Below are 19449 nucleotides of genomic sequence, written 5' to 3'. Positions count from 1 at the left end.
ATGTCAAAACGGATGAACGATACATTTTTGCGCGCTTGCCGCGGCGAAAAAACGGATTATGTTCCAGTCTGGTATATGAGGCAGGCGGGGAGGTCGCAGCCGGAATACCGGGCGCTTAAAGAGAAATATTCGTTATTTGAAATTACGCACCAACCGGAACTTTGCGCTTATGTAACAAGACTGCCGGTCGAACAGTACAATGTCGATGCGGCGATTTTGTATAAAGATATTATGTCTCCGCTTCCGGCGATTGGCGTCGATGTAGAGATTAAAGCGGGGATTGGGCCGGTGATTGCCAATCCAATCCGCTCCTTGGCGGATGTAGAAAAGCTTGGGGAAATTCATCCAGAAGAAGATGTGCCGTACGTATTGGAAACGATTAAGCTATTGACGACTGAACAGCTAAACGTTCCGCTCATCGGATTTGCCGGCGCGCCGTTTACGCTCGCGAGCTATATGATTGAAGGAGGCCCGTCGAAAAACTACAATAAAACAAAAGCGTTTATGTACGCGGAGCCGAAAGCGTGGTTTGCGCTGATGGACAAGCTTGCCGATATGACGATTCGCTATGTGAAGGCGCAAATCCGCGCTGGTGCGAATGCGATCCAAATTTTTGATTCATGGGTCGGCGCCGTGAGTGTGGATGATTATCGCACATTTATTAAACCGACGATGGCCCGGATTTTTGCGGAGCTTCGCAAAGAAAACGTTCCGCTCATTATGTTCGGCGTCGGCGCAAGTCATTTGGCAAAAGAGTGGAACGACTTGCCGCTTGATGTAATCGGGCTTGATTGGCGGCTTTCACTTCGCGAAGCACGGGAAAAAGGAATTACGAAGGTGCTTCAAGGAAATTTAGATCCAGCGGTTCTTCTTGCACCTTGGGAAGTCATTGAAAAACGCGTGAAACAAATTTTAGATGAAGGCATGGAACGGCCTGGATATATATTTAACTTAGGCCACGGCATTTTTCCGGAAATTCAGCCAGAGACGCTAAAACGGCTAACAGCGTTTATCCATAATTATACATCAAGAAAATGAGAGGTGTTATAGCATGGCAAAGAAGAAAATGGGTTTATTAGTGATGGCATACGGGACGCCATATAAAGAAGAAGACATTGAACGATATTATACGCACATTCGTCATGGCAGAAAGCCTTCCCCGGAACTATTGGAAGACTTAAAGCAACGCTATAAAGCGATTGGCGGAACTTCCCCATTGGCCAAAATTACCCTTGAACAAGCGAAGCAACTCGAAAAGCGGCTTAACGATGTACAAGAGGACATCGAGTTTCAAATGTACTTAGGGTTAAAACATATTGAACCGTTTGTTGAAGATGCCGTTCGGCAAATGCATGAAGATGGCATTAAAGAAGCCGTGGGCATTGTGCTTGCGCCGCATTTTTCGACGTTCAGCATTCAATCGTACAACGAACGGGCAAAAGCGGAAGCGGAAAAATTGGGAGGGCCGGTGATTTATACGATTGACAGCTGGTATGATGAACCGAAATTTATTGACTATTGGGTCGAAAAAGTAAAAGAAGTGTATGCTTCGATGACCGAAGAAGAACGCGACAAAGCGGTGCTCATCGTATCGGCGCATAGCTTGCCGGAAAAAATTATTGCAGCGGGTGACCCGTATCCGCAGCAGCTTGCGGAAACGGCAAAACTAATTGCCGAAAAAGCCGGCGTAAAACATTATGCGGTAGGCTGGCAAAGTGCCGGCAACACGCCAGAGCCTTGGCTCGGTCCGGATGTTCAAGACTTAACGAGACAGTTGCATCAAGAAAATGGATATACGTCATTTGTCTATGTTCCGGTCGGGTTTGTCGCAGACCATTTAGAAGTGTTATATGATAACGATATTGAATGTAAACAAGTGACGGAAGAAATCGGCGCAAACTATTATCGCCCAGAAATGCCAAATGCGAATGCAAAATTCATCGATGCATTAGCGACGGTTGTATTAAAACGGATCAAACTTTTATAAAGAAGGCGATGAACAGTGAATGAGGAAAAATATACGGTTGTGATTATCGGAGGCGGCATAACGGGAATTACTGCTGCGTATTATTTGCAAAAAGCGGTGAAAGAGCAACAACTTCCGATTGAATGCAAGCTGGTCGAAGCGACGCATCGTTTAGGCGGCAAAGTACAAACAGTGGTGCGCGATGGCTTTGTGATTGAACGTGGACCTGATTCGTTTTTGGCGCGAAAAACAAGCGCTTTTCGCCTTGTGCGTGAAGTTGGGCTAGAAAATGAAATCGTCCATAATGCGACGGGAAAATCGTATATTCTTGCAAACGGAAAGCTCTATCCAATACCGGGTGGAGCCGTCATGGGGATTCCGACGCGGATCGGTCCGTTTATCACGACAGGGCTGTTTTCTCCATTAGGAAAGCTGCGCGCTGCTCTTGATTTTGTTTTGCCGCCGACAAAAGCGGAAGGCGATTTATCGTTAGGGCAATTTTTCCGCCGCCGTCTCGGAGATGAGGTGGTAGATAACTTAATTGAACCGCTGCTATCGGGTATTTACGCCGGCGATATTGATCAAATGAGTTTAATGGCGACATTCCCGCAGTTTTTCCAAGTCGAGCAGCAATACGGCAGTTTGGTGCGTGGGGCAAAACGGACGACACCGAAAGCGCAGAAACAGCGGAAAGGTGCGTTTCAAACATTAAAAACGGGCTTGCAATCGTTAATCGATGAAGTGGAAAAACGACTCGAACAAGGAAGCGTGATGAAAGGAGTGCGGGTAGAAAGCATACGGCGTGAAGGGACGGGATACCGTCTGCGCTTAAGCAACGGCGACGTATGGAAGGCGGATAGCATCATCGTCGCGACGCCGCACTCATCTGTGCCGGCGATGTTTGCAGATTACCCGTTTTTCGAACCGTTTCAATCTGTTCCGTCGACATCCGTCGCCACTGTGGCGTTGGCCTTTCCAGAAAGTGCTATTGAGCAAGATATTGACGGAACCGGTTTCGTCGTTTCCCGCCGCAACGATTATACGATTACCGCTTGCACATGGACGCATAAAAAGTGGCCGCATACCGCGCCAAATGGAAAGGCGCTGTTGCGTTGCTATGTCGGGCGCCCCGGCGATGAAGAAATCGTCGAACAGTCGGATGACGAAATCGTCCGTGTCGTGATGGACGATTTAAACAAAATTATGCGCATTTCTGGACGTCCAGAGTTTATTGTTGTTTCGCGATGGAAAAAGGCGATGCCGCAATATACGGTAGGGCATAAAGAGCGACTTGCAAAAATAAAAGCGCATATGGAGTCTGAACTCCCAGGCGTGTTTTTGGCGGGAAGTTCATACGAAGGATTAGGGCTGCCGGACTGCATCGACCAAGAAGAAAAAGCGGTAAAAAAAGTGCTTGATTATTTGCAAACGACCCGTCGGAAGCTGGCGGAGGTTAACTAAAAATGAGTTAACCTCTTTCTTTTTTGTGAAAAGTGTGCTATGATTTTGAACGTAATGACCAAAATGTTCATTTAGTCATCTTAAAGGATGAGGAATATGTCTATTGATCGAAAACGACAAATTATTGAAGCAGCAACAAAATCATTTTCGTTATTTGGCTACAAAGCAACGACAATGGAGCAAATAGCGAAACTCGCCAACGTCGGAAAAGGGACGATTTATACGTTTTTTAAAAATAAAGAAGACTTGTTGGATGAAATTATTTCGGCGCTTATTTTAGAAATAAAAAAAGAAGCCGAGCAGGCGATGAACCCTGATCGTCCTTTTTCGGAAAACGTGCACCGCGCTTTATACCGCATTTTAGAGTTTCGCCAGCAACATCAATTAACAGCGAGGCTTCTTCAAGAGGTGCGCAACATTGGAACACCAGCGGTTCAAGAAGTGATGAAAAAATTGGATTGGGCTATTATCGATTACATTCGCGAAAAAATCGACATTGCCATCAAAAAAGGGGAAATTCGCGACTGCGACGCCGAGATTACGGCGTTTTTAATGCTGAAAACGTATATTGCTTTAATTGTCGATTGGGAAAAAGACCATGAACCACTGACAAAGGAAAAAATTGCACAATTATTTGAACTTTACTTTCTAAAAGGATTGTCGAAATAGATGGTCCTTCTCTTTTTTGCTAAAACTGACTAAATGGACAAATTAGTCAATCGTAGAGGAGGGGGAAAATGAAAGGATTTGCATTATTATGGAAAGAGGCAAAGGCGATTTTGCAAAATCGAAAAGTACTGATTCCGATTATTGCAGTAATATTTATCCCATTATTGTATAGCGGAATGTTTTTATGGGCGTTTTGGGATCCGTACGCTCATTTGGACCAATTGCCTGTTGCTGTGGTGAACAGCGATAAAGGAGCGACGATGAACGGTGAAAAATTGGCGATTGGCGATAAGTTAGTTGAAAAACTGAAAGAAAACAAGAAATTTGATTGGCATTTTGTTTCTGAAAAAGAGGCGGAAAAAGGGCTGCAACACCAAACATATTATATGGCCATTAAAATTCCGGAAGATTTCTCGAAAAATGCAACAACATTACAAGACGAACATCCGAAACCGATGAAGCTTATCTATAAACCGAATGAAGCGTTTAACTTCTTATCGGCGCAAATTGGCGATAACGCCGTCGAGAAGATAAAAGAAGAAGTTTCCAATACCGTGACGGAAACATATGCCGAAACAATGTTTGACAATATCCGCGAGATGGCGAAAGGGCTTAATCAAGCGAGCGACGGCGCAAAACAGCTGCACGACGGGATGAAAAAAGCGAAAGACGGAGGCGCTGCTTTGCAAAGCGGCCTTCATTCCGCAAAAGAAGGAAGTGGAAAGCTGCAGCAAGGAGCGCATGCCGCGAAAAATGGTGCTGAAGAACTTTATCAAAACTTAAAACTGCTTGCCGAAAAATCGCTTACATTTGAAAATGGGATGCAATCGGCGAGCGATGGCGCCGATCGGTTAAACGACGGGCTTCATCAATTGCAAAACGGTTTTGCAAAAATGCAAGACGGTCATTCGCAATTATTAGCCGGCGCGAAACAGGTGGAGAATGGCGCGAAACAGCTGTCCGGCGGGCTTCATCAATCGCTTGGCGGAATGGAACAAATGAAAGGAAACATTCCTCAATTGACGCAAGGATCGCAGGAATTGCAAAATGGGGCGCAAAAACTTTCTGCGTCGATGGAACAGTGGCAGCAAGGAGCGGCGAAGACAAATCAAGGCGCTCTCCAAGTGAGTCAAGGATTAGAAAAAGCGGTGGCGCAGCTGGACGCGTTAGCGGCGCAGGCGACAGATCCAAACGAGAAAGCGCTATTGCAAACGTTGAAAAAACAATTGCTTCCTTTATCTGAAGGAAGCAAACAAGTCGCTCAAGGAATGGAACAGCTAGCGAATAGCGCTAGTCAATTAAAAGCAGGTACGGATCAGCTTGCCGATGGTGCTTCTCGTCTTCACCATGGACAGCTTGCGTTAAGCGAAGGTGTTGAAAAGCTTTTAGCTGGCCAGCAACGATTAGCAAACGGAGCTGATGCGCTTGTTGCCGGTCAGGCGAAAGTAGTGCAAGGATTAACAACGTTTGGCGAAAAATTGCAAGAAGGAAAAAATGGTGTTAACCAGCTGGCGGCAGGAAGCGATCAACTATCTTCCGGATTGCGGCAGCTTGCCCAAGGCTCGAGCAAATTGAAAGATGGTACAAATCAGCTTGCCGATGGATCGGGAAGACTTGCGAGAGGCATGAACGATCTTGAAAATGGCGCAGCGTCGCTTTCCAATGGCATGGACAAACTTGCTAACGGTTCCGATCAGCTTGTCAGCGGAATGAAAAAATTGGATGATGGATCGAATGAATTGGCAAGCAAACTCGCTGACGGCGCGAAAAAAGCGAGTGGTGTCAAAGCGAATGACGATGTCTATAAAATGTTCGCCGATCCAGTGAAAAAGAAAAATGAAAAAATGCATCATGTGCCAAACTACGGTACCGGATTTACGCCGTACTTTTTATCGTTAGGATTGTTCGTCGGAGCCCTGCTTTTATCGATTGTGTTTCCATTGCGCGAACCGGCTGGTGTGCCGAAATCTGGATTTAGCTGGTTTATCGGGAAATTTGGCATTTTATTCGTCATTGGCATCATTCAATCATTGCTGGTAGATGCGGTGTTGCTTGGCGCGCTGGACATTCATGTACAAAGCGTCCCGAGATTTATGTTATTTACGATGATGACAAGCATTGCGTTTATCGCGTTAATTCAATTCCTAGTGACAACGCTGGGGGATCCGGGGCGCTTTATCGGAATCATTATATTAATTTTGCAGCTTACGACAAGCGCCGGAACATTCCCGCTCGAATTAATTCCGGACGCATTGCAACATTTTAACGCTTGGCTGCCGATGACGTATTCCGTTCTCGGATTTAAAGCGGTGATTTCTAGTGGAGACTTTGCGTTTATGTGGCATAACGCGGCGATTTTAGCTTTGTTCATTGCGGTTTTCATAACGGCTACAATTTTATACTTCATTGTTCAGCATAAACGTCAGTTTTATACAGTCGCACAACGAATGAATGAAGCTTCCGAAGCGTAATGCTTCGGAAGCATTTTTATAAGCGCAACGTTTAAAAATGGTACGATGGTCGATTCGACGGCGGCTGATGCAAAAAATAAAGATGCTTCTTGTCTGAAGCATCTTTGCAAAGTGCAGATAGAAAGTGTTTAGTTATCGATGATAAGCGGCGCCTAAGCAATCTTCACATACGTTTCCGTAGCATTCGTGCTGTTCTTCTATTTCTTTGCCGCATTGCGCACATTTTTTTGGTGGTAGGTTTTTGAAAAATTCTAACACTTTTCCTAACATTTCGATCGCCTCCGTTGTTTTGTTAGTTGTATTGTATTATAACAGAATATATTTTGTCAATATCTGTTTTAAAACAAATTTCAACAAAGATGCAAAATCGTTTGAAATTATGTATGATGAAAAAAACAAAATGTAAAGGAGGAATACGATGAAAGTCACGGTTATCGGATATTGGGGCGGGTTTCCAGCAGCAAATGAAGCAACGTCAGGATATTTGTTTGAGCATGATGAATTTCGCATGTTAGTGGATTGTGGAAGCGGCGTGCTTGCGAAACTGCAAAATTATGTATCTGTCGAAAAATTGGATGCAGTAGTGGTGTCGCATTATCATCATGATCACATTGCGGATATCGGTCCGTTGCAATATGCGCGGCTGATCAAAAAAAATCTTGGGGCGCCGTTGCCAACGCTTCCGGTTTACGGACATCCGTTTGACAAAGGTGAATTTGCGCGTTTAGCGCATGAAGGAATCACTGAGGCAATCGCTTATGATCCAGAACAACCGCTTCAAGTCGGGCCGTTTCACATTACTTTTATGAAGACGGTGCATCCCGTTACTTGTTATGCGATGCGAATTACAGCGGGGGGCGCGACGGTCGTTTATACGGCTGATTCTAGTTATTTGCCGGAATTTGCGCCATTTGCTAAAAATGCGGATTTGCTTATTTGTGAATGCAATTTTTACGCAGGACAAAACGCCGCTCCCGCTGGCCATATGACGAGCGAGGAAGCGGCGACGATCGCCCGTGACGCAAACGCGGAAGAACTATGGCTCACCCATCTGCCGCATTTTGGAGAACATGCGCAGCTTGTCAGCGAGGCGAGTGCAGTGTTTTCCGGCAAAGTGCAATTAGCAAAGACAGGGCTTGTGTGGGAAAAATAAAAATAAAAGGGTTGCCCTATTCACGATGTCGATCCATTTATTTGCTTTTTTTACAAAAGACAAACGATAGTGGATTAGGGGAGCAAGCTTTTGCTTGCTCTCTTTTTTCTTTTTTCATATAATATAAGTAAAATCTGAATTTTTTTATTATAAAATGAATGATAATTCATTCAGTATATTTGCTGGGGGAGGGAGTTTGATGAATTTAACGTCGCGGCTGGCAGAGATAGCAAAGCAGCTGCCAAATAAGGAAGCGTATTGGTTTGAAGGGGAGAGCTGCACATATGGAGAATTGGATGCGGCGGTTTCCAAGTTTTCCAGCGGCCTGCATAACATGGGAATTCGGAAAGGTGACCACATAGCCTTGTTAGTCGGGAACTCGCCATATTTCGTTATTGGATTGTACGGAGCATTGCGGCTTGGAGCAACCGTTATTCCGATTAATCCGATCTATACACTGGATGAAATCAGCTATATTTTAACGAACGGAGACGTAAAAACGGTGATTGCATTCGATTTGCTCGTGCCGCTGTTTGCGCAAATGCAAGGACGCTTGCCGCTATTAGAACATGTGATTATTTGTGAAACTCCGGAAGGAAAAGAAAAAGGTATTTCTTTACAAAAACAAATGAAACCGTTTTCAGAAATATTGCAATCTGGCGATATGAACTTCCAAGGTCCGGAGTTGGCGGATGATGATGTCGCTGTGATTTTGTATACATCGGGAACGACGGGAAAACCAAAAGGAGCGATGTTAACCCATAAAAACTTATATAGCAACGCTCAAGATATTGCCAATTATTTAAAAATCAATGAAAACGACCGCGTTATTGCGGCGTTGCCGATGTTCCACGTCTTTTGTTTGACGGTCGCGCTTAACGCTCCGTTAATGAATGGCGGCACGGTGATTATTGTTCCGAAGTTTAGCCCAGCGAAAATTTTCAACATTGCACGGGAACAAAAAGCAACGATCTTTGCAGGCGTACCGACGATGTATAACTTCCTGTACCAATACGAAGGCGGAAGCGCGGATGATTTTCGAACGATTCGTCTCTGCATTTCGGGCGGTTCTTCGATGCCGGTCGCGCTTTTGAAAAACTTTGAGAAAAAATTTAAAGTGATTATTTCGGAAGGATACGGATTGTCTGAAGCGTCTCCAGTAACTTGCTTTAATCCGTTAGATCGTCCTCGCAAACCGGGGTCGATTGGGACAAGCATTATCAATGTGGAAAACAAAGTAGTAAACGAATTTGGCGAAGAAGTGCCGGTCGGAGAAGTCGGTGAACTTGTTGTCCGCGGTCCGAACGTGATGAAAGGTTACTACAAAATGCCCGAAGAAACGGCGCACGTGCTCCGCGATGGATGGCTTTATACCGGGGATTTAGCGAAGATGGATGAAGAAGGATACTTCTACATTGTCGATCGGAAAAAAGATATGATTATCGTTGGCGGCTATAACGTATATCCGCGTGAAGTAGAAGAAGTTTTATACGCCCATCCGGATGTAGTCGAAGCAGCTGTAGTCGGCGTGCCTGATCCAGATTACGGGGAAGCGGTGAAGTGTTTTGTCGTTTCGAAAAACCCGCAATTAACGGAGGAAATGCTCATCGAATATTGCCGCCAGCATCTAGCGAAATATAAAGTTCCAAGTTCGATTGAGTTTTTAGATGAACTGCCGAAAAATACAACAGGAAAAATTTTGCGGCGTGCGTTGAAAGAACGGTTAATATCGTCAAAATCGTAAAAAGTACCGAATTTTCGGTACTTTTTTATTAATAGTTGAAAATAGAATAATAAATTTATATAATTTAATGCATAAAAGCTAAAAAGTATAAAAGTGATAAAGCATTGTATGCTAGGGGGGATGGGATGATGAAAAAAAGAATTCGACGAATGGCAATGTTATGTTCGGCAAGTTTTTTATTGTTGAGCGGGTGCGGCGCGAAAGAAACAAGCAAAAGCGATGGAAATAAAGAGAAAACGTATCAAATCGGTGTGACGCAATTTGTCGAGCACCCATCATTGGATGCGGCGCTGGACGGATTTAAGCAGGCGCTGAAAGACAAGAAGCTGTCTGTTTCCTATGATGTGCAAAACGCCCAAGGAGATATGAACAACAACCAAACGATTGCCAATAATTTTGTTTCCGATCAAGTCGATTTAATTTTCGCCAACTCCACTCCAAGCGCCCAAGCGGCATTGAACGCGACAAAGGATATTCCGATTGTGTTTACATCTGTTACAGATCCGGTCGGGGCGCAGCTTGTCCAATCGATGGAAAAACCGGGGGGTAACGTCACGGGAACGACTGATACGCATCCGGACGCGATTCCGAAAACAGTACAGTTTATTGATAAATACGTAAAAGGAAATCGCGTCGGCACGATTTATAACTCTGGAGAACAAAATTCCGTCGCGCAAGTGGAATCCGTCAAAAAAGCGATGAAAGGGACAGATTTGAAAATTGTTCCTGTTTCTGTATCGACATCGGCGGAGGTGAAGCAGGCGGCGGAGTCGCTTGTCGGAAAGGTAGACTGCATTTACATTATTACAGATAATACTGTTGTTTCCGCGCTCGAGTCGGTGATTAAAGTAGCGAGCGACCATGATATTCCGTTATTTGTCGGCGAATTGGATTCCGTGAAACGCGGCGGGTTTGCCGCTTACGGGTTCGACTATTACGACATTGGATATGAAGCGGGAGAAATGGCAGCACAAATTCTTAAAGATGGTAAAAAACCATCTGATTTACCAGTACAATATCCGAAAAAGCTGAAATTGCTTATTAACAAAAAAGCGGCAAAAGACATGGGCATCAAGCTTAACCCAGAATGGGATTCCATTGCCGAGTATATCGAGTAAATTATAGTTGCATCCCTCCTCACGCAAGGAGGGATGTACTTTCAAAGGACGGGGTTGTGATGTCGACAGCGATTTTTAGCGCGATTGAATCAGGGTTCATTTATGCGATTATGGCGTTGGGAGTGTATTTATCGTTTCGTATTTTAGATTTTCCTGATTTAACGGTGGATGGAAGTTTTGTGACAGGAGCGGCGGTAGCAGCGGTGCTTATTGTTAACGGAACAAATCCGTTTCTCGCCTCTGCCGTTGCGCTGTTAGTCGGGTTCGTCGCCGGTTCAGTCACCGGAATATTGCATACGAAAGGGAAAATTAATCCGCTATTATCGGGAATTTTAATGATGATTGCGCTTTATTCCATCAATCTGCGGATTATGGGGCGTTCGAACGTTCCGCTTTTACAGCAAGACACGGTGATGACGGCGATGACGGAAGCGTGGCAAAAAGCAGGGCTAGATGAAGCGATCAACGGCATCTTTTCTTTTTCGGGATTTGTACCGCGCACATGGGCGATTTTTGTGACGATGGCTTTGGTTGCTATAGTTATCAAATTGCTTCTTGATCAGCTGTTAAAAACGGAAATTGGCTTAGCGTTGCGCGCGACGGGTGATAACAAGCAAATGGTTTCCAGTTTTTCCGCCAATACCGATTGGCTGACCATTTTCGGACTCGGTTTATCGAATGCGCTCGTTGCTTTTTCGGGAGCGCTTGTCGCGCAATATGGAGGGTTTAGCGATGTCGGCATGGGAATCGGCATGATTGTCATCGGGCTTGCCTCAGTTATTATCGGGGAAGCGCTGTTTGGAGCTCGCACGATTGCCCGTGCGACATTGGCGGTCATTGGCGGAGCGATTGTGTACCGCATCATTTTGGCGCTTGCTTTGCGCGTGAAATTTTTGGAAACTGGAGATGTAAAGCTCATTACGGCAGTTATCGTCATGATTGCCCTCATTGTTCCAAACATGATCGCGGCGCAAAAAGAAAAGCGGCGCAAAAAGCGGAAAGCGCAAGAGAGGGGGGAGCATGTTGCTAGCGCTTAAACAAGTTACAAAAGTATTTAACGAAGGAACGATCGATGAAAAAGTGGCGTTGCGGTCGATCAATTTGACATTAGCTCCCGGTGATTTTGTCACGATCATCGGCAGCAACGGCGCGGGAAAATCGACGATGATGAACATTATTTCCGGCCGGCTCTTTCCTGACACTGGTTCTGTCTGGATCAACGGAAAAGACGTAACGTCGCTTCGGGAACATGAGCGTGCCCGCTATATCGGCCGCGTGTTTCAAGACCCGCTTGCTGGCACGGCTCCGAATATGACGATTGAAGAAAATTTGGCGCTTGCTTATAACCGTACGAAGCGGCGCACGCTAAAATTCGGGGTGACGAAAAAGCGCCGCGATTTTTTCCGCGAGGCGCTTGCGACGCTTCATCTCGGTTTGGAAAATCGTTTAACCGCGAAAGTCGGCTTGTTGTCCGGAGGGGAGCGCCAAGCTTTGTCGCTTTTAATGGCGACGTTTACAAAACCGGATTTGCTTCTTTTGGATGAACATACGGCGGCTCTCGACCCGGCGCGGGCGGAGTTGGTTACGGAATTGACGAAAGAAATTGTCGAAAAATATAAACTGACGACATTGATGGTTACGCATAATATGGAGCAGGCGCTTCGCTTGGGCAACCGCCTGATTATGATGGATCAGGGGCAAATTATTTTCGAAGCGAGCGGAAATGAAAAACAATCATTGACGGTCGAACGGCTTCTGCAAGAATTTCAGCGCATCCGCGGCAGCCAATTCGCCAGCGACCGCGCGGTGCTAGGTTGATAAAAAAGCGGGGAGTGACTCCCCGCTTTCCTAAGTTGCTCACGTTATGCGTTTTCGTTTTTCACAGCAAGTCCCGCCGCTTCTTCATAGGCAGCTTGCAGTTTTCTTGTCACTTCTCCCGGTTTTCCGCCGGCAATGAGCTGCTCTTCGACTTGGATGATTGGAATGATGCTTGATGTCGTACTTGTTAAAAACATTTCATCCGCTTTGGCGATATCTTCGATAGAAAACGCTTCTTCGACAAATGGAATATGTAATGAATCGCAAAATTGTTTCACTTTCGTGCGGGTAATGCCGTTTAAAATGCGCTCCGTCGCCGGATGTGTGTACACTTTTCCGCCCTTGACAAGGAAAATGTTGGAGGAGCTACCTTCAGTGATTTTTCCGTCTCGATGAAAGATCGCCTCAAATGCTCCGCGTTCTGTAGCTTCCTGTTTGGCCAGCACGTTCGGAAGAAGATTTAAGCTTTTGATATAGCAATATTCCCAGCGGACATCTCTCGTTAAAATCGCCCGCACTCCGTTTTCGATTTCCCGCAATTTTCTTGGCATTTCGCGAATATAGGCGTACAAGTTCGGACGATTTTCGACCGGAAACGCGTGAGTGCGCGGGAAGCTTCCTCTTGTAACTTGGAGATAGACGATCGCATCTTCATTGACGTCGTTCATTTCCCGCAGCTGTTCGAGCTTGTCAATGAGTTCTTCTTTTTCGAACGGCACAGCTAGGCGGATCGCTTCCGCTGAGCGGTATAGGCGATCGATATGTTCTTGCAATAAAAAATATTTTCCTTGGTAGATGCGGGCTACCTCATAAACGCCGTCGCCAAACTGCAATCCCCGTTCTTCGGGCGGATATGTTACTTCTTGATAAAGAAAAAAATTTTTTTCTGTCAGCACGTACGGTTTTAAAGCCATTTCCTTCCTCCCCTTTTGCTGATGTTTCGTTTATGTAGTAATAATTCGAGTATATCACAAAAGGTCAGTCATATTTTATTCGTTCGATTCGATTGAGGTAACCATTCGTTTTGCAGTAAACAATCTTTTTTCGATTGCCAATGAACCAAGGCTGTTGCAGCGCGGTTGAAAAAAGGATAAAATTTTTAGACAAATAAAAATATGCAAGTGGAAAAGGATAGGAGGAGAAACGGTGGAGACAACGTGGACAGAGACCGCTTCATCATCATTTCGCCAAGGCGTGCAAGCAGGGGCAACGATTGCGATCGGCTATATGCCGATTGCCCTTACGTTTGGTTTGCTTGCAAAAACGACGGGGTTAACGCTTGTAGAAACGATTATGATGAGCGCGATCGTATACGCCGGTGCGGCGCAATATATCGCGTTAAATTTGCTTGCCGTCGGTACGGGGGCGTTGGAAATTGTGATGACAACGTTTATTTTAAACATTCGCCATTTTTTAATGTCAGCCTCGTTAAATGAAAAAGCGGAACCGGATGCGCTTTGGAAAAAAGCGCTTTACGCGTTTGGAATTACCGACGAAACGTTCTCCGTGGCGGCGATGAAAGAGGGAACGGTCAATGCTTCTTACATGTTTGGGCTCGGTTTGATGGCATACGGAAGCTGGGTGGTGAATTCAGCGATCGGATACATCGTTGGCGCAAACTTGCCAAAAAGTTTGCAGGAAAGCATGTCCGTGGCGCTGTACGCGATGTTTATCGGCCTGCTCGTTCCGGCGCTGAAAAAGCAGCGGAAAACGGTTTTGCTTGCAGGAATGGCAGCAATCATCAATTCCATATGCACGATTTTCCTACATATTTCTAAAGGATGGGCGGTTGTGATCGCGACATTAGCGGCGGCGATCATCATGCAATGGTTTGCGAAAGAAAGCGAGGCAGAACAAGATGAATAGCACGATCATTTGGATGATTATCGGCATGGGGCTTGTGACATATATTCCGCGCATGCTTCCGCTTGTCGTATTTCAGCGCGTCAAGCTGCCAGCTTTTTGGCAAGGTGTTTTGAAAAATGTTCCGTACGCGACATTAGGTGCGCTTATCATTCCGGGAATTTTTTTTATTAATGATGATGTTTGGTTTGGCATTCTTGGATTGATAAGCGCATTTGTAGCGGCGTGGCTTGGCGCGAACGTCATCATCGTCGTTCTCGTGTCCGTTATCGTATTGAGCGTTTATGCGCTGTTTGTATAAAAAAACGTCCGCTTTGGACGTTTTTTTACTATGCAGAAAATGGCGACGACAGCTTTTGAATGAGAAATAGATGAAACAAGAATGTTGAGACGCTCTTTATTTTATTTCGTCCATAATCGCCTCATAAACATCCTGTACGTGAAATCGTTTTTTTCCCATGCCAAATTGTTCAATAACGCGCCCATTTTCATCTAATAAATAGGTTAGCGTCGTATGGATGAGCATGCCGTTTCCGGGATCGCGATATTGGAAATCAAAGGCGTCGGCAACTTTTTTTGTGTCTGCCTCACTCCCGCGCAAAAACAGCCAGCCTTGCTTGCTGTTGGTGACTCCAAACGTTTTCGCGTACGCTTGTAGTTTTTCACGGGTATCCCGCTTTGGATCGATCGTAATAGTGATGAATTCGACGTTCTTTCCAAATACATGTTCACGTTCTAGCTTTGCTCGTAATTTTGTCATTTGAAACGTCGTGTTTGGACAAATATCCGGACAGTTCGTATACATAAATTCCAGCAAGCGAATTTTCGGCTCCCCATCATTGAGACGATATTTTTCCCCCCAGGCTGTTTCCATGACGACATCGTTAGGTAGTTCCATTTTTGCTTGCCGGTATATGGTGAAGTAAAACGCTCCGGCACCAATACAAAGAATCAATAAGATGGTTAGCGATAAATATAATTTTTTCACCGTCATCACTCTCCTATCATTATCATACAGGAAAATAGCCATTTATACGCACGGTATTTGTGACACTTCTTTGGCGTAAGTGGTGTGCTAATAAGGCTATGCTGCACAAGAAAAACATCTGTGGATCGAAGACGGTTTTTGTTTCGATGACAACGATTTTCTCATGAATTGCTATTGAGAAAATCTTCTGCGAACAAAAAAGTTTTTTGCAGTTTTTTTAAAAAATTTCAAAAAAAACTGTTTTCTTTTTTAGGATTCTGTTATATAATAACAACGTACAAATCAATAATGTATTATAACAATAGAGATGGGGGAAGGAAAATGGCGAGTTTTGCAGAACGTGTCAAACAATTAGAAGAAAGTTGGAAAAATGAGGAAAGATGGAGAGGAGTTGTCCGCCCGTATAGCGCGGAAGATGTCATTAAGTTGCGCGGTTCGCTCGATATCGAATATACGTTGGCACGCCGCGGAGCAGAAAAACTTTGGAAGTTGTTGAATACGGAAGATTATGTAAATGCGCTTGGTGCGTTAACTGGAAATCAAGCAGTTCAGCAAGTAAAAGCGGGGTTAAAAGCAATTTATTTAAGCGGATGGCAAGTTGCGGCTGATGCAAACCTTGCCGGGCAAATGTATCCGGACCAAAGCTTATATCCATCCAATAGCGTGCCGCATGTGGTGAAACGGATTAATCAAGCGCTGCAGCGCGCCGATCAAATTCAATATTTGGAAGGTAGCGGCGATATCGATTATTTCGTGCCGATTGTTGCTGATGCGGAAGCTGGTTTTGGTGGTCAGCTAAATGTGTTTGAATTAATGAAAGCGATGATTGAAGCAGGCGCGGCAGGTGTTCACTTCGAAGACCAGCTTTCTTCGGAGAAAAAATGCGGCCACTTAGGCGGAAAAGTATTGCTTCCAACGCAAACGGCGATACGCAACTTGATTGCGGCACGTCTTGCGGCAGATGTCATGGGTGTGCCGACGGTGTTAATCGCCCGTACAGACGCGAATGCAGCGAATTTAATTACGAGCGACATTGACCCGCGCGACCATGAATTTATTACTGGCGAACGGACACCGGAAGGTTTTTACCGCACGAGGGCGGGTCTTGACCAAGCGATTGCCCGCGGCTTAGCGTATGCGCCGTATGCGGATTTAATCTGGTGCGAAACAAGCGAGCCAAACTTGGAAGAAGCGCGCAGATTCGCGGAAGCGATTCACGAAAAATTCCCGGGCAAATTGCTCGCTTACAACTGCTCGCCGTCATTCAACTGGAAGAAAAAATTAGACGATGAAACGATTGCTAACTTCCAAAAAGAACTTGGAAAAATGGGATACAAATTCCAATTTGTGACGCTTGCTGGCTTCCATACGTTAAATTACAGCATGTTCGAATTGGCTCGCGGATACAAAGAACGCGGCATGGCAGCATATGCAGAATTGCAACAGGCGGAATTTGCCGCAGAAAAATATGGTTACACGGCTACAAAACATCAGCGCGAAGTTGGTACTGGTTACTTCGACGAAGTAGCACAAGTGATCTCTGGGGGTCAATCATCGACAATTGCGCTAAAAGGTTCGACAGAAGAAGAACAATTTACCACAGCATAAGGGGGATATGGGGGATTTTATATAAAGGAAAGGGCATGCTTGATATAAGCGTGCCCTTTTCGTGTTGAGGCGTCCCGATAGATACATACTGCAAAATTATGTGATCGAGAAACGATAGCGCCTATGGAGCGACATGGGATCTAAACAGCGCGGGATAATCTATTAAATGTGCCCAATTGCAGAAGTTTAACTATATTCTTATCCAAAGCGCAAAAACGCTCATTGGGCAGGCGGCCGAAATCGACATGGCAATATAGCGAAAGGCGATGATTGCATAAATTTACGAACATTGACGCATCATAATCACAGGAGGCGATCAATGTGAAAAAGGAAAACAAAAAAAAGAAATGCCGTTTGGACCGACGTTACAACCTGAATTTCGAATGAGTACAGATTTTCATTTCCATCAAGCTTTTTTGAATGAGGAAACGTATGCCGGGGATTCTGTCGGAGAGCATACAGCGCTAGAACAAGCGAACGAATATTTGGCGGAAGAAGAAATTCGGCAAATATTTCATAATTCCTAAGCGATTTTCATCACAAAAACGCTTATATTTTTTGAAAATATAGAAAAATATAACTATTAATGATATGATAGAAATAGGTACAATGTATGAAGAGAGGAGAGAAAATGGAATGAAAGTAAATGAGTTTATCATCCTAGATGAATTTATTATTAGCCGATACACCATGGCGATTTTACCACATTACTTGCACGGCAATTCGTATGCTAAAGTTGTCGAAGAAGATGGAGAGTATGTTGTCAAAATGAGGCCGCTTGATATTGTGAAGCGCAGCTGTGACTATTACGGTGCTAGTTTTCGCGGAAGAAAAGATGGAACAAGAGCTGTCATTGGCGTTACGCATAAAGCTCCGATCGCGATTGAACCGCTCAACGAAATTTACGTTTTTCCAACGATTTCCCCAAACGATTCCCGCTGTGTTTGGCTTTCTCACCTTCATGTATACAAATATGAACCCACAAAAAATGATCAAACGATCGTCTATTTCACCAACGAAAAAAGCATTTTGCTTGATGTTTCCTATCACTCTTTTGTAAATCAGCTTTATCGCACGGCGCAGTTGCGGACGAAATTGTCAGAGCGAATGGAGGCGAGAGAACGTAAATTGCAATATGTATTTCGCATGGACCGTTCTAAAGGATGGCAGCAACGATAATTTTTAAAAAGCCGAAAACTCTCTCTCACTTGGATATGAAGGCAAGTGGGAGAGAGCGGCTTCATTCAAATTCCATTATTTCGATAGTTAGTATATGTAAAGAGAGTAGTTCAAATTCTTCATACAAATGTGTAAAATAAAGATATAGCATGATGTGAATGGGGAGTATGCATGGACATCGAAACAATCAAACAATGGTTCACTCTTGAAAACGTGCTATCAATGCTTGAACAATATCGTTCGTTTGGAGTGGTCCCGGGCATTGCGGCGACGTTACTGGAATCTTTTCTTCCGATTTTGCCGATGTTTGTATTTGTAATGGCGAATGCAGCAGCATTTGGTTTATGGCAAGGATTTCTTATTTCATGGATCGGCGCGTGCCTTGGTTCTATTCTTGTTTTTTCGATTACGCGAAAAATCGGACAAAAGCGTTTTTTTCATTTTGTAAGCCGCCATCGAAAAGTGAGACAGTTTATGCATTGGATTGAGCGCCATGGGTTTGGTCCAGTGTTTTTATTATATTGTTTTCCGTTTACTCCATCGGCAATTGTCAATGTTGTTGCCGGATTATCGCGGATGAGCCATCAACAGTTTATTTTAGCCGTATTATGCGGCAAGATGGTGATGATTTTTACGATTAGCTTTATTGGGTATGATATCGCTGCACTGGTGAAACAGCCGTTGCGCACAGTCATCATAGCGATTGTTATCGCATTGTTATGGTATGCTGGAAAAAGAGTGGAAGCAAAGTTTTCATTAACGGAAAAGCAGCGCGATCATGAAAATTGATAATGACAGGTGGCGATTGGAAGATGGCCGAAAAGAGACGGCGGCGCAAGTCATTTCTTTTTGGAAGTATACTCGCGCTTATTTTGATATTGCGCTTCCTTTGCTTTACTAACTATATGGTCGAGGGAAAATCGATGATGCCGACATTACAGGAAGGAAATTTGCTCATTGTCAATAAGCTAAGCTATCAGATCGGCGACATTCATCGGTTTGATGTTATCGTCTTTCACGCAAATAAAAAAGAAGATTACGTAAAACGCGTGATTGGGCTGCCTGGCGAGCAAATTGAATACAAAAATGATGTGCTGTATATTAATGGAAAGAAAATCGCTGAACCGTATTTGCAGCCATATAAACATAAGTGGAGCGGCGGAAAGTTGACAGGGGATTTTACGCTAGAAGAACTTACAGGGAAAAAAAGAGTGCCGAAGGGATGCGTCTTCGTCCTTGGCGATAACCGGTTAAGCAGCTGGGACAGTCGGCATTTTGGTTTTGTAAAAATAAGCCAAGTAGTAGGAAAGGTCGATTTGCGCTATTGGCCTGTTCAACAATTTTCCGTCCGCTTTTAAAGAAAAAAGTATTCATCGCGCGGCATAGCTCGTGAATACTTTTTTCAATTAGT

General features: G+C 44.5%; 21 protein-coding genes. 18 read left to right on the top strand and 3 right to left on the bottom strand.

Going from position 1 to position 19449, the window contains the following annotated elements; genetic code table 11:
- The 5 genes from hemE to BM278_RS06965 all read left to right on the top strand — a co-directional run bounded on the left by hemE (window position 1) and on the right by BM278_RS06965 (window position 6567).
- Entirely contained in the window at window positions 1-1038 is a 1038-nt protein-coding gene (gene hemE, locus BM278_RS06985; RefSeq protein WP_090948641.1) for a uroporphyrinogen decarboxylase, read from the top strand.
- 13 nt (window positions 1039-1051) lie between these two features.
- Window positions 1052-1987, top strand: a complete 936-nt coding sequence (gene hemH / locus BM278_RS06980) for a ferrochelatase (RefSeq protein ID WP_090948640.1) — start codon at window positions 1052-1054, stop codon at window positions 1985-1987.
- Between the two features lie 15 nt (window positions 1988-2002).
- On the top strand, window positions 2003-3427 hold the full coding sequence (gene hemY / locus BM278_RS06975) for a protoporphyrinogen oxidase (protein ID WP_090948639.1): 1425 nt from the start codon (window positions 2003-2005) through the stop codon (window positions 3425-3427).
- Window positions 3428-3523: 96 nt separating this feature from the next.
- Window positions 3524-4096, top strand: coding sequence for a TetR/AcrR family transcriptional regulator (locus tag BM278_RS06970; protein ID WP_090948638.1), 573 nt, complete (start codon window positions 3524-3526; stop codon window positions 4094-4096).
- A 68-nt stretch (window positions 4097-4164) separates the two neighbouring features.
- Window positions 4165-6567: a YhgE/Pip domain-containing protein gene (locus tag BM278_RS06965; RefSeq protein ID WP_090948637.1), complete on the top strand. Its 2403-nt coding sequence runs from the start codon at window positions 4165-4167 to the stop codon at window positions 6565-6567.
- Window positions 6568-6699: 132 nt separating this feature from the next.
- On the opposite strand, the gene yhfH is transcribed toward BM278_RS06965, so the two are convergent.
- Window positions 6700-6837 carry a protein YhfH gene (gene yhfH, locus BM278_RS06960; RefSeq protein WP_090948636.1) on the bottom strand — a complete coding sequence of 46 codons (138 nt, stop codon included), beginning with the start codon at window positions 6835-6837 and terminating at the stop codon, window positions 6700-6702.
- A 148-nt stretch (window positions 6838-6985) separates the two neighbouring features.
- Here yhfH and BM278_RS06955 point away from each other — a divergent pair, with 148 nt between their 5' ends.
- The 5 genes from BM278_RS06955 to BM278_RS06935 all read left to right on the top strand — a co-directional run bounded on the left by BM278_RS06955 (window position 6986) and on the right by BM278_RS06935 (window position 12400).
- The gene (locus BM278_RS06955) at window positions 6986-7720 is read left to right on the top strand and encodes an MBL fold metallo-hydrolase (protein ID WP_090948635.1); all 735 of its coding nucleotides are present in this window, start codon (window positions 6986-6988) and stop codon (window positions 7718-7720) included.
- Between the two features lie 199 nt (window positions 7721-7919).
- On the top strand, window positions 7920-9464 hold the full coding sequence (locus BM278_RS06950) for a fatty acid--CoA ligase family protein (RefSeq protein ID WP_090948634.1): 1545 nt from the start codon (window positions 7920-7922) through the stop codon (window positions 9462-9464).
- A gap of 128 nt (window positions 9465-9592) precedes the next feature.
- Complete coding sequence (locus BM278_RS06945) at window positions 9593-10582, top strand: ABC transporter substrate-binding protein (RefSeq protein ID WP_208601764.1); 990 nt, start codon at window positions 9593-9595, stop codon at window positions 10580-10582.
- A 59-nt stretch (window positions 10583-10641) separates the two neighbouring features.
- Window positions 10642-11619, top strand: a complete 978-nt coding sequence (locus BM278_RS06940; protein ID WP_090948632.1) for an ABC transporter permease — start codon at window positions 10642-10644, stop codon at window positions 11617-11619.
- Complete coding sequence (locus tag BM278_RS06935; protein ID WP_090948693.1) at window positions 11606-12400, top strand: ABC transporter ATP-binding protein; 795 nt, start codon at window positions 11606-11608, stop codon at window positions 12398-12400. Before BM278_RS06940 ends, BM278_RS06935 begins: the two co-directional genes overlap by 14 nt.
- A 44-nt stretch (window positions 12401-12444) precedes the next feature.
- Here BM278_RS06935 and dat read toward each other — a convergent pair whose 3' ends face one another.
- A complete protein-coding gene (gene dat / locus BM278_RS06930; protein WP_090948631.1) occupies window positions 12445-13314 on the bottom strand; it encodes a D-amino-acid transaminase in 870 nt (289 codons plus the stop codon).
- 232 nt (window positions 13315-13546) lie between these two features.
- Here dat and BM278_RS06925 point away from each other — a divergent pair, with 232 nt between their 5' ends.
- Together BM278_RS06925 and BM278_RS06920 are read left to right on the top strand one after the other, a co-directional pair.
- Window positions 13547-14266 carry an AzlC family ABC transporter permease gene (locus tag BM278_RS06925; RefSeq protein WP_090948630.1) on the top strand — a complete coding sequence of 240 codons (720 nt, stop codon included), beginning with the start codon at window positions 13547-13549 and terminating at the stop codon, window positions 14264-14266.
- Window positions 14259-14564 carry an AzlD domain-containing protein gene (locus tag BM278_RS06920; protein ID WP_090948629.1) on the top strand — a complete coding sequence of 102 codons (306 nt, stop codon included), beginning with the start codon at window positions 14259-14261 and terminating at the stop codon, window positions 14562-14564. Before BM278_RS06925 ends, BM278_RS06920 begins: the two co-directional genes overlap by 8 nt.
- Window positions 14565-14660: 96 nt before the next feature.
- On the opposite strand, the gene BM278_RS06915 is transcribed toward BM278_RS06920, so the two are convergent.
- Complete coding sequence (locus tag BM278_RS06915) at window positions 14661-15251, bottom strand: SCO family protein (RefSeq protein ID WP_090948628.1); 591 nt, start codon at window positions 15249-15251, stop codon at window positions 14661-14663.
- A 321-nt stretch (window positions 15252-15572) separates the two neighbouring features.
- On the opposite strand from BM278_RS06915, the gene aceA reads away from it, so the two are divergent.
- The 6 genes from aceA to lepB all read left to right on the top strand — a co-directional run bounded on the left by aceA (window position 15573) and on the right by lepB (window position 19396).
- Window positions 15573-16859: an isocitrate lyase gene (gene aceA / locus BM278_RS06910; protein WP_090948627.1), complete on the top strand. Its 1287-nt coding sequence runs from the start codon at window positions 15573-15575 to the stop codon at window positions 16857-16859.
- Between the two features lie 347 nt (window positions 16860-17206).
- Window positions 17207-17386, top strand: coding sequence for a hypothetical protein (locus tag BM278_RS06905; RefSeq protein WP_090948626.1), 180 nt, complete (start codon window positions 17207-17209; stop codon window positions 17384-17386).
- 109 nt (window positions 17387-17495) lie between these two features.
- Window positions 17496-18038: a competence protein ComK gene (locus BM278_RS06900; protein ID WP_090948625.1), complete on the top strand. Its 543-nt coding sequence runs from the start codon at window positions 17496-17498 to the stop codon at window positions 18036-18038.
- 171 nt (window positions 18039-18209) lie between these two features.
- Entirely contained in the window at window positions 18210-18827 is a 618-nt protein-coding gene (locus BM278_RS06895) for a TVP38/TMEM64 family protein (protein WP_090948624.1), read from the top strand.
- Complete coding sequence (locus tag BM278_RS19460) at window positions 18817-18939, top strand: hypothetical protein (protein WP_279625754.1); 123 nt, start codon at window positions 18817-18819, stop codon at window positions 18937-18939. Before BM278_RS06895 ends, BM278_RS19460 begins: the two co-directional genes overlap by 11 nt.
- Window positions 18911-19396: a signal peptidase I gene (lepB, locus tag BM278_RS06890; protein WP_244151114.1), complete on the top strand. Its 486-nt coding sequence runs from the start codon at window positions 18911-18913 to the stop codon at window positions 19394-19396. The genes BM278_RS19460 and lepB overlap by 29 nt, the downstream gene beginning before the upstream one ends.
- Window positions 19397-19449: the final 53 nt, after the last annotated feature.

This window comes from Parageobacillus thermantarcticus (assembly GCF_900111865.1).
Classification (GTDB): Bacteria; Bacillota; Bacilli; order Bacillales; family Anoxybacillaceae; genus Parageobacillus; species Parageobacillus thermantarcticus.
This window is presented reverse-complemented; position numbering and strand designations above follow the sequence as displayed.

Coding starts and splice junctions, on each gene's coding strand:
- BM278_RS06905 (WP_090948626.1), top strand. CDS start 17,207: ATGCCGTTTGGACCGACGTTACAACCTGAATTTCGAATGAGTACAGAT.
- BM278_RS06965 (WP_090948637.1), top strand. CDS start 4,165: ATGAAAGGATTTGCATTATTATGGAAAGAGGCAAAGGCGATTTTGCAA.
- BM278_RS06970 (WP_090948638.1), top strand. CDS start 3,524: ATGTCTATTGATCGAAAACGACAAATTATTGAAGCAGCAACAAAATCA.
- BM278_RS06945 (WP_208601764.1), top strand. CDS start 9,593: ATGAAAAAAAGAATTCGACGAATGGCAATGTTATGTTCGGCAAGTTTT.
- BM278_RS06920 (WP_090948629.1), top strand. CDS start 14,259: ATGAATAGCACGATCATTTGGATGATTATCGGCATGGGGCTTGTGACA.
- yhfH (WP_090948636.1), bottom strand. CDS start 6,837: ATGTTAGGAAAAGTGTTAGAATTTTTCAAAAACCTACCACCAAAAAAA.
- aceA (WP_090948627.1), top strand. CDS start 15,573: ATGGCGAGTTTTGCAGAACGTGTCAAACAATTAGAAGAAAGTTGGAAA.
- hemH (WP_090948640.1), top strand. CDS start 1,052: ATGGCAAAGAAGAAAATGGGTTTATTAGTGATGGCATACGGGACGCCA.
- BM278_RS06940 (WP_090948632.1), top strand. CDS start 10,642: ATGTCGACAGCGATTTTTAGCGCGATTGAATCAGGGTTCATTTATGCG.
- BM278_RS06900 (WP_090948625.1), top strand. CDS start 17,496: ATGAAAGTAAATGAGTTTATCATCCTAGATGAATTTATTATTAGCCGA.
- BM278_RS06955 (WP_090948635.1), top strand. CDS start 6,986: ATGAAAGTCACGGTTATCGGATATTGGGGCGGGTTTCCAGCAGCAAAT.
- BM278_RS06950 (WP_090948634.1), top strand. CDS start 7,920: ATGAATTTAACGTCGCGGCTGGCAGAGATAGCAAAGCAGCTGCCAAAT.
- dat (WP_090948631.1), bottom strand. CDS start 13,314: ATGGCTTTAAAACCGTACGTGCTGACAGAAAAAAATTTTTTTCTTTAT.
- BM278_RS06895 (WP_090948624.1), top strand. CDS start 18,210: ATGGACATCGAAACAATCAAACAATGGTTCACTCTTGAAAACGTGCTA.
- BM278_RS19460 (WP_279625754.1), top strand. CDS start 18,817: ATGAAAATTGATAATGACAGGTGGCGATTGGAAGATGGCCGAAAAGAG.
- hemE (WP_090948641.1), top strand. CDS start 1: ATGTCAAAACGGATGAACGATACATTTTTGCGCGCTTGCCGCGGCGAA.